The organism is Paenibacillus sp. FW101-FHT12H11 (genome assembly GCF_058790355.1).
Map to the genome: position 1 here is coordinate 940,737 of NZ_JBYTCO010000002.1, position 13,742 is coordinate 954,478.

Annotated in this window: 13 protein-coding genes; 3 read left to right on the forward strand and 10 right to left on the reverse strand. The window is 46.4% G+C overall.

Features of this window, described 5'->3' with window-relative positions; genetic code table 11:
* Positions 1-15: 15 nt before the first annotated feature.
* Entirely contained in the window at positions 16-687 is a 672-nt protein-coding gene (locus AC3WTJ_RS10075; RefSeq protein WP_492521636.1) for a GntR family transcriptional regulator, read from the reverse strand.
* Between the two features lie 707 nt (positions 688-1,394).
* Positions 1,395-1,613, reverse strand: coding sequence for a hypothetical protein (locus tag AC3WTJ_RS10080; RefSeq protein WP_127449381.1), 219 nt, complete (start codon positions 1,611-1,613; stop codon positions 1,395-1,397).
* Between the two features lie 229 nt (positions 1,614-1,842).
* On the opposite strand from AC3WTJ_RS10080, the gene rfbF reads away from it, so the two are divergent.
* Together rfbF and AC3WTJ_RS10090 are read left to right on the forward strand one after the other, a co-directional pair.
* Entirely contained in the window at positions 1,843-2,613 is a 771-nt protein-coding gene (rfbF, locus tag AC3WTJ_RS10085; protein WP_492521637.1) for a glucose-1-phosphate cytidylyltransferase, read from the forward strand.
* A gap of 47 nt (positions 2,614-2,660) precedes the next feature.
* On the forward strand, positions 2,661-3,650 hold the full coding sequence (locus tag AC3WTJ_RS10090; RefSeq protein WP_492521638.1) for a glycosyltransferase family 2 protein: 990 nt from the start codon (positions 2,661-2,663) through the stop codon (positions 3,648-3,650).
* 209 nt (positions 3,651-3,859) lie between these two features.
* Here AC3WTJ_RS10090 and AC3WTJ_RS10095 read toward each other — a convergent pair whose 3' ends face one another.
* From AC3WTJ_RS10095 to rfbG, 5 genes are read right to left on the reverse strand one after another with little or no spacing between them, the layout of a single operon-like run.
* Positions 3,860-4,990, reverse strand: coding sequence for a DegT/DnrJ/EryC1/StrS family aminotransferase (locus AC3WTJ_RS10095; RefSeq protein ID WP_492521639.1), 1,131 nt, complete (start codon positions 4,988-4,990; stop codon positions 3,860-3,862).
* Complete coding sequence (locus tag AC3WTJ_RS10100; RefSeq protein ID WP_492521640.1) at positions 4,981-5,685, reverse strand: GNAT family N-acetyltransferase; 705 nt, start codon at positions 5,683-5,685, stop codon at positions 4,981-4,983. The genes AC3WTJ_RS10095 and AC3WTJ_RS10100 overlap by 10 nt, the downstream gene beginning before the upstream one ends.
* A gap of 7 nt (positions 5,686-5,692) precedes the next feature.
* Complete coding sequence (locus AC3WTJ_RS10105; RefSeq protein ID WP_492521641.1) at positions 5,693-6,727, reverse strand: glycosyltransferase family 2 protein; 1,035 nt, start codon at positions 6,725-6,727, stop codon at positions 5,693-5,695.
* Position 6,728: 1 nt separating this feature from the next.
* Complete coding sequence (gene rfbC / locus AC3WTJ_RS10110) at positions 6,729-7,274, reverse strand: dTDP-4-dehydrorhamnose 3,5-epimerase (protein WP_492521642.1); 546 nt, start codon at positions 7,272-7,274, stop codon at positions 6,729-6,731.
* A complete protein-coding gene (rfbG, locus tag AC3WTJ_RS10115) occupies positions 7,264-8,379 on the reverse strand; it encodes a CDP-glucose 4,6-dehydratase (RefSeq protein WP_492521643.1) in 1,116 nt (371 codons plus the stop codon). The genes rfbC and rfbG overlap by 11 nt, the downstream gene beginning before the upstream one ends.
* Before the next feature lie 201 nt (positions 8,380-8,580).
* Here rfbG and AC3WTJ_RS10120 point away from each other — a divergent pair, with 201 nt between their 5' ends.
* Entirely contained in the window at positions 8,581-9,060 is a 480-nt protein-coding gene (locus AC3WTJ_RS10120) for a hypothetical protein (RefSeq protein WP_492521644.1), read from the forward strand.
* A 63-nt stretch (positions 9,061-9,123) separates the two neighbouring features.
* Here the strand turns inward: AC3WTJ_RS10120 and ppdK are convergent, their stop codons facing one another.
* From ppdK to gap, 3 genes are read right to left on the reverse strand one after another with little or no spacing between them, the layout of a single operon-like run.
* Positions 9,124-11,808 (reverse strand): pyruvate, phosphate dikinase, encoded by a 2,685-nt coding sequence (ppdK, locus tag AC3WTJ_RS10125; RefSeq protein ID WP_492521645.1) that lies wholly within the window; start codon positions 11,806-11,808, stop codon positions 9,124-9,126.
* Positions 11,805-11,990, reverse strand: a complete 186-nt coding sequence (locus AC3WTJ_RS10130; RefSeq protein ID WP_127449361.1) for a GapA-binding peptide SR1P — start codon at positions 11,988-11,990, stop codon at positions 11,805-11,807. The genes ppdK and AC3WTJ_RS10130 overlap by 4 nt, the downstream gene beginning before the upstream one ends.
* Positions 11,969-13,024: a type I glyceraldehyde-3-phosphate dehydrogenase gene (gene gap, locus AC3WTJ_RS10135; RefSeq protein WP_492521646.1), complete on the reverse strand. Its 1,056-nt coding sequence runs from the start codon at positions 13,022-13,024 to the stop codon at positions 11,969-11,971. The genes AC3WTJ_RS10130 and gap overlap by 22 nt, the downstream gene beginning before the upstream one ends.
* Positions 13,025-13,742 lie beyond the last annotated feature (718 nt).

Below are 13,742 nucleotides of genomic sequence, written 5' to 3' on the forward strand. Positions count from 1 at the left end.
GCCTCCTGTCATTCCTTATTTGAAATACGTCGGAAATTTCTCCTTCAATACAGTTTGATCCGTAACCGTGAGGTGAAGATGTGTGTTCATCACTTGTTCAGCTTTGCCGGCTTCGTGATGTTCAATTGCATCCACCATTTGTTCGTGCTGCTCAAAGAGCTCATCCCACCTGTGATCGGCGGCTAATCTGAGCATGCGAGTCCGGTTCAGATGAACATTCACTTGCTGGATGATTGCCCAGGTATTCAGTTTTCTGCATCCCTCAAAGATCGTCCGATGGAAAGCTTCATCCAATTCAAACATCTTCTTAAAATCCTTCTCGCTCATGGAAACTTGCTGATAAGCGAGATTGGTACGCAGCTGCTGCAAGGAATCCGCCGGAAAGCTTTCACAAGCTAAGGAAATAACAGCCCGTTCAAGCTGCTCTCGAATAAAACGAGCTTCCTCCACACGCTCCAGGTCGATAAGGGAAACAACCGTACCTCGCTGCGGATAGATATCCAGCAACCCTTCTTGCGATAACTGTACGAAGCTCTCACGCACCGGCGTTCGGCTCACTCCAAATTGAACGGAGATTTCCTTCTCCGAAATACCTGTTCCCGGCAGCAAATCCAGCATAAGAATTTGCTCTTTCAGAGCCTGATAAACCGCATCGCGTGTTGTGCTTGTTATGGGTTTGATTTTCAACGTTGTGATTCACCTCCCGTGTCGAAATGTTATTACCATACTACCATACAAGTATGGTAGTGGGGAAGTGGGTTCTTCATGTTCATCATTTTGGAACATAGATATCTTCCACCTTAATCACCGTACACCTAACTTCCACCTCTACCGCCAATCACAAATTTCAATAACCTAGCTGGGACCCGGCTAGGCATTGGTTGAAAGGGACTGGTTCCTGTACTGCTGATTGTTGTGGGGCTAATTACGCTAGTGAGTTTACTGTGGCGCTATGGCGCTGAGTTCTGTTCTGCGAACTGCTACGGTGCTGATGGGAGTACTGCGAATGTGGCGTGCTAGTGATAGTCAAGTTCCGACTAGTTTCGAATGGTTGAGAGCGGAATTGCGGTGCGCATTGGTTTTCTTACGGACTGAGGAGACCTTATTCGGGAAAAACCGGCTATCTGAAATTTTAACGGACCCGAATACCGCTATTTACATAAATACCATGAGAAATGGCTAGTTTATTGAGCAATAACGGCTCTGGAGTCCGTTAAAAATTGGATAGAGTCCATTTAGCTGAAATAGCGGCTGCCAGGTCCGTTAGCGAAAACAAGCAAAAGTGGCATGCAAGTAATGTGCCGCGCGGCATCTACGCCAATACATAGACAATTCGCCGCACCTCAAAAAAAAGACCGCATCTTTGCCAAAAGGCGCAAAGATACGGTCTTTTTTTATCGAATTAAATACACGATATAAGCCACCAACGCGAGTAAGCCTGCTGCGATCGAAACGACGTAGAAAGAAGTGAGACGCGCCCATTTGACCCCGGTTTTCTGAAAATATGTGGTGTCGCCTTCCCTGTTTTTACGTGAAAAACCAATCATAAAGGTTGTAACCAATCCAAATAACAAGATAAGCGAGAATATCGCATAGTAGATGTACATGTTCATTGTGATTACCCCATTTTATATTTAGTAGAAGCCCTGATGTCCTCATTATAACGAAAAGTGGTCTGACTTTCATCCTCCACTTTAACGTTTTTTCAACCATCCAATTTGCTCTTTCGTTACATGTACACCCATTTCTATGTATCTATTTATAGTTGCCACTGTCATTTCAACGAGATTTACATATGATATAGCAAGCTAGTTTTTAGAAACATAGAAAGGAGGAATGAGGATGAAAGTCGTAATTCTAGCTGGCGGACTTGGCACCAGATTTCGAGAAGAAACCCATTCCAAGCCTAAACCGATGATCCTCATCGGTGATAAGCCCATTCTGTGGCATATTATGAAGATCTACTCATTTTACGGTTTTAATGAGTTTATTATATGCCTAGGTTATAAAGGGCACGTCATTAAAGACTTTTTTGCCAACTATCCCTTGCATGCATCCGATATAACGGTTGACCTGCAAAAGAATACCACTCAGTATCTTTCATCGCCAGTAGAACCATGGAAAATTACACTCGTGCACACAGGCGATGAGACGATGACAGGCGGACGTATCAAGCGAATTCAGAAATATATTGGCGATGAACCGTTTCTCTTAACGTACGGAGACGGATTAACCAATGTGAACATTCCCGAAGTCGTGAAGTTTCATCAGGATCACGGTAAATTTGCCACACTGACCGCGGTTCAGCCTACGGCCAGGTTTGGTTCGCTTATTTTTGGAAATGGCACAGAAATTACTAAATTTCAAGAAAAGCCCAAAGGTGAAGGCGGTTGGGTAAACGGCGGATTCTTCGTCTTACAACCTCAAGTTTTCGATTATATTGACGGTGACCCCACCCATTTCGAGAAGGAACCCTTGGAGCAGCTAGCTGCCTCAGGGCAGTTGCATGCGTATAAACATGCTGACTTCTGGTACGCCATGGACACACTTCGTGATCAACAGCAATTGCAGAAGCTCTGGGACTCAGGACAAGCTCCGTGGAAAATTTGGTAATACACGGCGGAACCAGCCAAAAAGAACGGTGAAAAAGGAGGAGTACGATGACGCCACTTGTCAGTATTTTGTTGCCAACCTTTGATCGTCCACAGTTTTTGGAGCAAGCGTTAGTCAGCGCACTAAACCAAACTTATCCTCATATTGAAATTATCATTTGCGATAATAGCCAAAATGATGCGACAGAGCATGTGGTGAATTCGTACTTGACCTCACCGAACGGCAGCAAAATCAAGTACGTAAGAAACAAGGTAAACATCGGTCCTACGGCCAACCAACAGAAGTGCTTTCGACTAGCCAAAGGTGAGTATATCAACTACTTAATGGATGACGACTTGCTCCATCCGAGAAAAATCGAGCGCATGCTTCCCTTCCTGATTGGCAATCCTAATATTGGACTCGTCACCTCGCTGAAGCAAATTATTGATCATTTCGGGGAACCGGTCCGAATATCCAAAACTCCCCCTTTCAAGCTATCAACTCTGAAAAAAACTGCCATCAATGGGCAATCCTTAATCCAACGAATGCTGACCGACGTTACAAACTATATTGGGGAGCCGACAACGGTGCTTTTCAGAAAAGCTGATCTGCTTGAGCCTTTTGGTACCTTTGGCGGCAAACAAGCGTATAACAACGTTGATGTTGCCTCCTGGATCGCTTTGCTTGTCAACAAGGATGCTGTTTTTCTTGAAGAACCTTTGAGCTCATTTCGCAAACATCCTACCCAATTAACCAATACATTATTGTCGAGAATGGGATGCCAGTGTGATTGGATCGACGTTACCCTCTTGGCAAAAAAACAGCGCATCTTTGATGACTCATCCACTTTTGTCAAAATGATTAAAAGGTTAGGAAAAATAGTACTGGACAATTTTACGAATTGGAATGAAGCCACACAAGGTTTATATCTGAGTGAATTATTGGATAGAGCGCATCAACTGGCTGTCGTCAGTGAGAAAACTAAAAAGCTATCCTCACTCGCCAAGGATCTGAAAAAACTCACACAACAGCTCGAAGCTCAAAGGAAACCAGCTTAGTAATGATTGACGGTTGCGACATTGCAAGATTGAGATTCGTCCACCTCTAGAGGAACATGCATGAAGGCCTGCTGTGATGCAGGTCTTTTTTGTATGCTCAGGCGATTGTCGGCTTATATACAAAAAAATAGACCGCTCCTGCACAAAACACAGGCATTCGGTCTATTTTCACGCTAACTGCAAGGATTCCCGCCGCATACTGCTATGCCTTATGGAGCATACGATGCCACGCTCTCAAGGACATACGCGACCTCTTCATCCGTCAAGTCAGGGAACAATGGGAGGGTAACGAGCTCGCGCCAAAGCGTATCCGCTATCGGCGTTTCCGCCTTATAAGGAACAAAGAGCGGATGCATGGTCAGCGGCATGTAATGCACACCGGTCGACACCCCTTTTTTCTTCATATGCAAAATAAACGCTTCTCTCTCCTTCACGCGAACAACAAATGCCCAATACGAAGAGTCGTTCAAATTGTAGGGGATTGCCGGCTGGACAAGTTGGCTGCCCGCAAGTCCGTCTACATACTGACGAATGATCTCTTCTCTTCGGCGGTTCATCGTATCGAGCTTAGCTAATTGAACAAGGCCAATAGAGGCCATGAGATCGTTCATATTATATTTGTAGCCAATATCGGAGATTTCATAATACCAGCTGTTGGCATCCGCATGATACGAGGCATTTTCTTCATAACGCTCCCATGTATCTTTGTTAATCCCAACCCAACGTGAATGTCGCAAAGGCCGCAGCAGTTCAGGATCGTTCGACGAAATCATTCCGCCATCGCCGGTTGTCATACATTTCTTCTCCTCAAAACTAAAGCATCCGATATCGCCCCAAGTTCCGAGGGCTTTGCCCAAATATTTCCCTCCGGCCGAATGCGCCGTATCCTCAATAACCTTCAAGCCGCGCGCTCTAGCCCACGGCATCAACTGGTCCATGGGAACTGGATGGCCCATAAAATGAACAGGAATGACCGCTACGCAATTTGCATCATATTTGCGCTCCAAATCTTCCATGCTCATGCCAAAAGTCGTTTCATCCACATCTACAAACACCGGAACCAACCCATTGTACAAAACGGCCATTGCGGTTGCCGCAAAAGTAACGACTGGCACCAGCACCTTTTTACCCTTGGGGAATTTAAAAGCAGATAGCGCCAGATGCAGCGCAGCCGTGCAGGAATTGACCCCTACTGACTCCGCGCTGCCGATATAGTCGCTCCATTTTTTCTCAAACTCGCCTACTCGAGGACCAAGTCCAAGCCATGCTTTACCAAATACTTGCTGAATGCTTTCCAATTCTTCATTGCCAACAGATGGCTTGAACAACCTTATATCCACGATTTCCCCTCCCCGTTTTCAAGCGCAATCATTTTACCGAATCTGCTCATAAAAGCTTCCCGCGTAACGACCATCGTGACCATTTCCCGTTCAGGCTCACCTGACAGTTGACCTTCTACAGGTACCCAGCGGATGACTTCTCCCGTAACATCTTTGCGCAGCGGTGTGCGCTTCACTTCTACAGCTCCTAAAGTCTCATAAATATGAATCGCGCGGGCATTATCCGAAAGTACATTCAGATAGCCTGTCTGTAAACCTAGTTCGCGCAAACTCCATGCCCCTAAAGTAAGAAGAGCATGCATCACAATATTGCCATAACGTCCTTTGCGGCCTCTTAGCAAATTATCATACTCACAAGTATGGGCCACTTCATCATAGTGCATTAACCCAATCTGGCCGATTGGCGTCTGCTCTTCATCCTCCAGAATAAATAAAATCCGGTCATCCACTTCCAGAATCTGATGTAGTGCCCATGCCCTTGTGCCTTCCTCATTCGCAGGGAATTGCGTGGCAAACCACTGGCCGGCCGCAACCCTCCAGTCCATTAACGCTTTGACGACTTCTTCATTTTCAATGGATTCTATCGTTAGCGGCTTAAGTTGTCCGAGCACCTTACCATCGACGATGATCGGCAAACAATACGACGAGATTTGGTCGCTTCCCGCTTGTTTATATTCCCGTAGAATCGATTTCACCGATGAATCACCCTTTCTTTTTCGTATTCGTTTGTTTGATCAATTTATTGATGGTTTTTTGGAGATCTGCAGCATTGAATGGCTGAATGGGCTTTTGATTTGGCTTTTGATTTGGCTTTTGATTTGGCTTTTGATTTGGCTTTTGGTTCGTTTTCTTGTTCCCACCTTGAAGCAGTTGTTGATTGATCTGCTCAAGTGTCTGTTGGTTCGTCTTCTGTTTGTTAGACTGTTTCATCTTCCCTTGCTGTTTCTCAAATTCTTTGATCTGTTGCGGTGTCGCATAGCCTTGGTTGACAGCAAAAAATTTAAAGGTTTCGATATCCATCATGGCCACTTCTTTGGCCATCTCATGCTGCGACAACTGCTCTGTATGGTAACGCAAATAGCTGAGCGGCTGAACCATATAAACGCCTTTCCCTTTACTTAACAAACTCAACCAACTCGCCATGTCCACAGCAAAATATGCCTGTCTGCCCAGCAGCACGCCAAAGGGCTCCGTCAGAGCTTTTCTTCGAAACAGAACCGTTGTCGGTTCGCCTAAATAATTAATTCGGTCTTCAAGTACCTTCTTAGTAAGCACTCGGCCGTCGACAACCGTATCTTTCGTGTACAATTGTTTAAACGTTCCAATTGGCGGAACATATAACTGACGGCCTGCAGCGTTAATCACTCTTCGTTGTGATGTGACCATCGTGACTTCGGGATACTGGATTAAGTAAGCCATCATTTTTTCTATTTTTCGCAGGTGAAACAAGTCATCGTCCATGAGATAGTTAATAAATTCGCCATTTGCCAAATGTAAGCATTGTTGCTGATTCCCAATCGGACCCAGGTTTTGAGGGTTTTTGAAATATTTGATCTTAGCACCGCCAGGCATCGCTTGATATTTCTGGACGACCAGCTCCGTCTGATTGTTATCGCTGTTATCGCTAACGATAATTTCAATATTGTCATACGTCTGATTAAAAGCACTCTGCAGCGCTAATTCAAAATAATGAGGCCTGTTATAGGTTGGAATTAGAATGCTAACAAGTGGATTCATCTCAATCTCTCCTTTTCAAAGTATCTAACGTTGGAAGTACCTGATCCTTCGCCGACATAATCGGCTGATCGACAGGCCATGGAATTTGAAGCGAAGCATCTTTCCACAAAATCCCGCCTTCATGCGCCGGTGAATAGACATTGTCTACCTTATAAACAACCTCGCAATTGTCCGATAAGGTACAAAATCCATGCGCAAAACCGGGTGAAATATAAACCATGGCAAAATTCTCCTCCGTTAATACTCTGCTTTCATAGCAGCCAAAGGTGGGAGAGTCTTGCCGTACATCGACAAACACATCCAGAATTGCTCCTTTGCTAACCCAAATGAGTTTCGTTTCTGCATGAGGCTCGTGTTGAAAATGCAGCCCACGAATCGTACCTTTCTGTTTGGAAAATGAGCGGTTTTCTTGCACCCAATTACGGTGAAGGCCATGCGCCTTCATGATATTTACATCAAAGAGTCGGGTAAAATAACCCCGGTGATCGGTATTGGGAGCTAACGTAATGTCATAAATGCCCTGGAGATTGCCGGGTTTAATGATCATGCTGTTCACTTCCCTCTACATATTCCTGTATTTGTTTGCTGCAAATCTCCCTGCAATCTCCCGACTGATCGTAGGCTTTGATCCATTCAATCGATTTCGTAATCGCCATATCGAGATTCCAGCGAGGTGACCACCCTAGTAAATCGCGCGATTTCGTGCAATCTAATCGTAAAACAGGAGCCTCATGCGGATGCTCCGCCGAATCGGTTAGATAGGCCGCTTGATCTCCCCATTTCTGGCATAAGCTGCTTACGACTTGCTCGACTGAGATCGTATCTTCCTCATTAGGACCAAAATTCCACGCTGCTGCATACTGCTTGTCATCATAAAGATGCTGGGCCAGCAGAAGGTAACCGTGAAGCGGCTCAAGGACATGCTGCCAAGGGCGAACGGCTTGCGGATATCGGAGCTTTACCGGCTCATTTCGAAGAATAGCCCTGAAGCAATCGGGAATCAGCCGATCTTCGGCCCAATCTCCGCCGCCAATCACGTTGCCGGCTCTCGCCGACGCAAGCGCAACCGGCACGGTCCATGCTTGTTCTTCTTTTTCAAAAATTTGCCGATAGCTGGTTACGATCAATTCCGTTAAGGCTTTGCTGTTCGAGTAAGGATCGCCGCCGCCTAAACGGTCATCTTCCCGGTATCCTCTCCCCTCATCCAATTGCGAATATACCTTATCGGTTGAAACATGGATAACCGCCTTGATGGGGGCATTGTTTCTCTTAGCTTGGCGTACAGCCTCTAGTAAATGAATGGTTCCCATCGTATTAATCTCGTAGGTTTCTATGGGATTCAAATAAGAGGCTCGAACCAGCGGTTGAGCCGCCAAGTGAAAAACGATATCCGGAGACGCTTCTACAATAACTTCAGATAACGCCGTCATATCGCGAATATCAGCAATATAAGACGATACCACGTCCTTCATTCGGCAAAGTTCAAACAAACTCGGCTCCGTCGGCGGCTGTAAGGAATATCCGGTCACGTTAGCTCCCATGCCTTGCAACCATAAGCTGAGCCAAGTTCCTTTGAACCCTGTATGACCTGTGACAAATACGTTCTTGCCCTTCCAGAAGTCGGCGTCAATCCGAATCCGGTTGTCTGGCATGTTTCTCCCTCCTCCCATTCGATCATCTTGATAGAGAAACAGATTCTATCGAATGTTTTTCATATCAAAATATCGTATGATCGCTAGAGCAAATCCGAAAGCGGCAAAAATCTAGTCTATGAAAATAAAAATAATAAGCTATCATCCAATCACATCTGCGAAAACTTACATAACATAGATACTAGAGAGGAGGGATAGCAAATGAGTCAACTTTTAGAAAAACTTGAAGAAATGCTTAAACAACTTCCAGGTGGAGTGACAGAAGGACCTGTTGGCGCTGTTTTACAAAAACTTGGTGAACTCCAAGCCGCTATGGATGCAAACATGGATAACCCGACAAGCTCCCAATGGCTGAACCAGCTTCAAGCCGAAATTGGCAAATTGAACTTGGGTGAAAACACAATGACAGACATCCAAAACATTCTTAATCAAATCACAAATATTTCCGGTACAAACGTTCTTCCGGGAACAGCCATTCCTGCAGTTCTTGATGCCGTACGTCAATTCGTAGCTCAACTCAACGTAACAAATCCGACGCCAGAAACGATCTCCGCAAACTTGGCAGCACTTCGTGGACTTGTGTCTCAAATTGAAGGAATTTTGACTGGTCAAATGAGCGCATTGAACTTGAACCAAGACACAATCGCTAGCCTATTGAAACAATTTAAACTTACGAAGTAATCAAAAAAAGACCTTCCCGAGTAGATTTATCTACAAAGGAAGGTCCTTTTTTTGTTTCTTATTTCAAATCGCTTGTGCGACGTCACTTGCTCCAGGTTCCCCGTATAAAAGAAACGCTTGAGCAGCGGCTATCCGAGCCAAAGGAATCCGGTATGGCGAACAGCTTACATAATTCAATCCGATTCGGTGACAGAAAAAAATCGACTCCCTGTCTCCGCCATGCTCCCCGCAAATGCCTGTTTTTAAAGACGTCTTCACGGTTCTTCCTACATTCACCGCAAGTTCAATTAATTGACCGACGCCTTCGGTGTCTAGCACCTGAAACGGATTATGCGGCAGCAGCTTGTGATTGACATAATGGGTCAGGAACTTCCCTTCCGCATCATCACGGCTATAGCCAAACGTCATCTGCGTCAAATCGTTCGTGCCAAATGAGAAGAAATCGGCATGGGCTGCAATCTGACGTGCCGTTAATGCAGCTCGCGGCACCTCAATCATCGTCCCAACTTGGTAAGGACATTCGCGCAGTTTCTCTTTCCCCAGTACCTGCTGCGCCACGAAGTCAACGAGTTCTCTTAGAATTTTTAACTCGTTGGCATGGCCGACGAGAGGAATCATGATTTCCGGATGCACCCGGATACCTGCGTCAATACATGTGGAAGCTGCGCGGAAAATGGCCTCAATCTGCATATCATAGATTTCCGGATATACGATCCCTAAGCGGCAGCCACGCTGTCCCAGCATCGGGTTCGCTTCATGCAGCGCTTGCACCTTGCGGAGCAAGGATGCTACTTCCGCTTTTTCCTTGATAGATCCGCCATGTTCGTACGTCAGTTGAGCATGCCTTCTTTGCAGTTCATCGAGGTTAGGCAGAAATTCATGCAGAGGTGGATCCAGCAGGCGAATCGTTACCGGCAGGCCATCCATCTGCTCGAAAATCCCTTCAAAATCAGACTGCTGCATCGGAAGCAGTTGGGCAAGCGCCTTCAAGCGCGCTTCCTTGTCTTCTGCAAGGATCATGCGCTGAACAACAGGCAGACGAGCCGGAGAGAAAAACATATGCTCCGTTCGGCATAAGCCAATTCCCTCGGCGCCAAGCTGCCTTGCGATACCGGCATCGTGCGGATTATCCGCATTCGCAAACACCTTCAGCGTACGAATTTCATCCGCCCACTCCAGCATAATGAGCAGCTCATCTGTCATTCGCGCTTCAAGCAAAGGCATAGCCCCTGCAATAACACGACCGGTCGCGCCGTCCAAGGTGACCCATTCCCCTTCTTCCAGGAGCCGGTTCTGCGCAAACATGCGCTTCTCTTCCGGCACGATTCGCATCTCTTCACAACCGCACACGCATGGCTTCCCCATCCCTCTGGCGACAACCGCCGCATGGCTTGTCATGCCGCCTCGGCTTGTAAGCACGCCCTCCGCAGCGATAACGCCATGAATATCCTCCGGCGTCGTTTCCGTTCTGGCCAGGATAACGGTCCTGCCAGCCCGCACCCATTCTTCCGCCGTATCGGCATCAAAAACAAGCTGGCCAACCGCTGCCCCAGGTGAAGCCGGAAGTCCCAGCGCCAACACATCGATGACCGCCGCTTCATCAATTCCTCGATGCAGCAGCTGATCCAGATGAAGCACTTCAATGCGGCTAACGGCATCCTGCTTGGTCAATACACCTTCACGGACCAAATCAACTGCGATCTTAAGCGCAGCTTGGGCGTTCCTTTTGCCGCTTCGCGTCTGAAGCAGGTACAATTTATTGTTTTCCACCGTAAATTCGATGTCCTGCATGTCCTTGTAATGCTTCTCAAGCTGCTTGGAGGCGTCTAGAAGCTGCTCATAAATCGCAGGCATTTCCTCTTGAAGTGCGGCAATAACCAGCGGTGTGCGGATCCCGGCGACGACATCTTCTCCTTGCGCATTCATTAAATACTCGCCAAAAAAGGTATTTTCTCCCGTGGACGGATTTCTCGTAAAAACGACGCCTGTGCCTGAACTGCCTCCCATATTGCCAAAAACCATGCTCTGCACATTAACGGCCGTCCCCTGCTCATCCGGTATCCGATTCAGTTTCCGGTAAGTTTGTGCCCTGGCATTGTTCCACGATTTGAAAACAGCTTCAATCGCCAGCTTCAACTGCTCATAAACATTCTGCGGGAAGGCTCGGCCCGTTTTACTCAAAATGCAAGCCTTATACGCCTCAATTAGCTCCTTCCACCCGTTAGCAGTCACATCCTGATCCTGGTGAGCGCCCTCCTTCTCTTTCAAGCGATGCAGCAAGCTTTCAAAATGGCCAGACTCTATGCCAAGCACGACGCTGCCAAACATTTGCAGCAAGCGCCGGTAACAGTCGTAAGCAAACTTTTCGTTGTCTGTATGCGCAGCCAATCCTCGGACTGTTTTATCGTTCAAGCCTAAATTCAGTATCGTATCCATCATCCCCGGCATCGAGCTGACCGAACCGGAACGCACAGAAACAAGCAGCGGATTGTCTGCATCACCGAATGTTTGACTTTTCTGTTTCTCCAGCTGATTAAGCGAAGCTTCAACTTGTTCAAGCAGTGAGTCCGAGAGGCGATTTCCCTTTTCAAAAAAGGCTAAACAAGCTTCGGTCGTGATTGTGAAGCCAGGTGGAACGGGAAGGCCGGCGCGCGTCATTTCCGCTAGATTGGCCCCCTTTCCGCCAAGAAGAGCTATCATTGAGGCGTCTCCCTCCTGAAAGGGGACCACCTGTTTCTGCGTCGTCATTCGGATGCCTCCTTATTGTTATCTTTCCGTGCGCAACCTGGGCAAACTACATAAAACTTTTTGTACCCATCCGTAGGCAGCGTTGCAAGTACTTCGTTACAAGATTTACAAATAATGAGCCCAAGTTCATTTGGCTGGGCAGCTACTCCCGCTTCCATTGTTACACTGATTGTATGAGACATGACGTTCCCTCCTTTTCGAGCGTGCTTTTTGCACGAGAGATATAAGCTACTTCGTCTATGACTCGACTAGCGTAACCCCATTCATTGTCATACCAGGCTAAAAGCTTAATTTGATTATCTTTCGTCATCATAGTAAGACCGTCTATAATAGCGGATTTCGCATTGCCGATGTAATCCGCGGATACAAGTGGCAGCTCGTTGTAGTCTACGTAGTCCCCCATTGGGCCGGCAACTGCGTGTTTCATGGCTGATTTTACTTCCTCGATGTGCACATTGCGGCTAACCGCCACTTGAAGATCCAACAACGAGACATCCTGTGTCGGCACACGCACCGATACACCTTGAATCTGTTCAGCAAGATGCGGCAAAACATCCGCCAGCGCTTTCCCCACCCCGGTGGAAGTCGGAATAATGGCGTTCGTGCAAGATCGGGCACGGCGTAAATCTTTATGCGGATTGTCCAAATGGTTCTGATCATTCGTGAAGGCGTGCACCGTTGTCATCCATCCCATTTTGACCTGAAATGCCTGATCTAAGATGTGCAAAATAGGCGCAATACAGTTCGTTGTACAAGAGGCTGCGGAAATCAAGTGATGCCGCAAAGGATCGTACGTACCTTCATTAACCCCCATGACCATCGTCAGATCCATATTTGTTCCGGGTGCCGTAATCAGAACTTTCTTGGCCCCTGCAAAAAGGTGGCGTTCAGCTCCATGCCGATGGTTAAACTTCCCTGTGGCATCGACAACCATGTCAACGCCTAGTTCTCTCCAAGGCAACAGATCTGGCTCTCTTTCGCAAACAACGTGAATGGATTGTCCGTTAATAATCAAAGCGTTATCTGGAGTAACCTCGATTCTGGCGTCCCAAGTGCCATGCACGGAATCGTACTTCAACAAATGGGCTAATACATGAATGGGACAAGTTGAGTTTACTACTGCTATTTGGAAATCCTGTTGCGAACCAGTCAACGCTTTTCTCAAGACGAGCCTTCCAATTCTTCCAGTACCGCTGAGTCCAACTCGCATCTCCATCCCCCTCATCTCATTTAGTACGTCATAAATGTAACATAAGAATATATAATGCACAATATATATTTGTTTATTTCGATAAAAAGGGGCTATTTATGCTTATTTCGATGAGGCAAGAATATATATGACATACTAATAACGAGATACTGAAAGCTGATCTCTTTTACCAAACTAAGCCGAATATTAGTAAAATTAGCCGGTGAGACTAGCATTTAAAGAAACTGCAGGGCGCTATTTCGTTAAAAATCGGGAGTCCCGCTACGGAATGGGAACTACTGGATCTTATTTCAGTGAAATACGCCACTTCACTGCCCAAAAGGCCAAAATAGGGTCCCAGCGTTCCCTCTGATTTGCTTAAATGGCTGTTTGTGCTCAAATAGCGCCTTGTAGTTCCCTTACAGATCCTCCCTGTGCCGTCTCGTTCTATACTAATGAAATTACTCATTAGCGGTCAGGTCACATTATTTTTCACCCCCCATTGACCCTTCACCAAGTGAAGCCTGCAACAGTATTCATGTTGTACTTAATGCAATCATTTGGCTGTGATTGGGCCAAAGATCGCCTCTATGTTGCAGTTTGTGCAACCATTTAAGCAGTAAAACGCTTACAACTCGCCTTTTCGCAACAAATGGTTGTATATTGTGCACTACGTTTGCGAGAAACCTAACATCACTCAAAAAAATGAATAACATTACTTATATTTCAAAATATTTACATATAC

Bases quoted from the DNA above. Each gene is read 5' to 3' on its own strand.
- rfbF (WP_492521637.1), top strand. From the start codon at position 1,843: ATGAAAGTCGTAATTCTAGCTGGCGGACTTGGCACCAGATTTCGAGAA.
- AC3WTJ_RS10105 (WP_492521641.1), bottom strand. From the start codon at position 6,727: ATGAATCCACTTGTTAGCATTCTAATTCCAACCTATAACAGGCCTCAT.
- gap (WP_492521646.1), bottom strand. From the start codon at position 13,024: ATGGAGATGCGAGTTGGACTCAGCGGTACTGGAAGAATTGGAAGGCTC.
- rfbC (WP_492521642.1), bottom strand. From the start codon at position 7,274: ATGATCATTAAACCCGGCAATCTCCAGGGCATTTATGACATTACGTTA.
- AC3WTJ_RS10080 (WP_127449381.1), bottom strand. From the start codon at position 1,613: ATGAACATGTACATCTACTATGCGATATTCTCGCTTATCTTGTTATTT.
- ppdK (WP_492521645.1), bottom strand. From the start codon at position 11,808: ATGACGACGCAGAAACAGGTGGTCCCCTTTCAGGAGGGAGACGCCTCA.
- AC3WTJ_RS10090 (WP_492521638.1), top strand. From the start codon at position 2,661: ATGACGCCACTTGTCAGTATTTTGTTGCCAACCTTTGATCGTCCACAG.
- AC3WTJ_RS10120 (WP_492521644.1), top strand. From the start codon at position 8,581: ATGAGTCAACTTTTAGAAAAACTTGAAGAAATGCTTAAACAACTTCCA.
- rfbG (WP_492521643.1), bottom strand. From the start codon at position 8,379: ATGCCAGACAACCGGATTCGGATTGACGCCGACTTCTGGAAGGGCAAG.
- AC3WTJ_RS10130 (WP_127449361.1), bottom strand. From the start codon at position 11,990: ATGTCTCATACAATCAGTGTAACAATGGAAGCGGGAGTAGCTGCCCAG.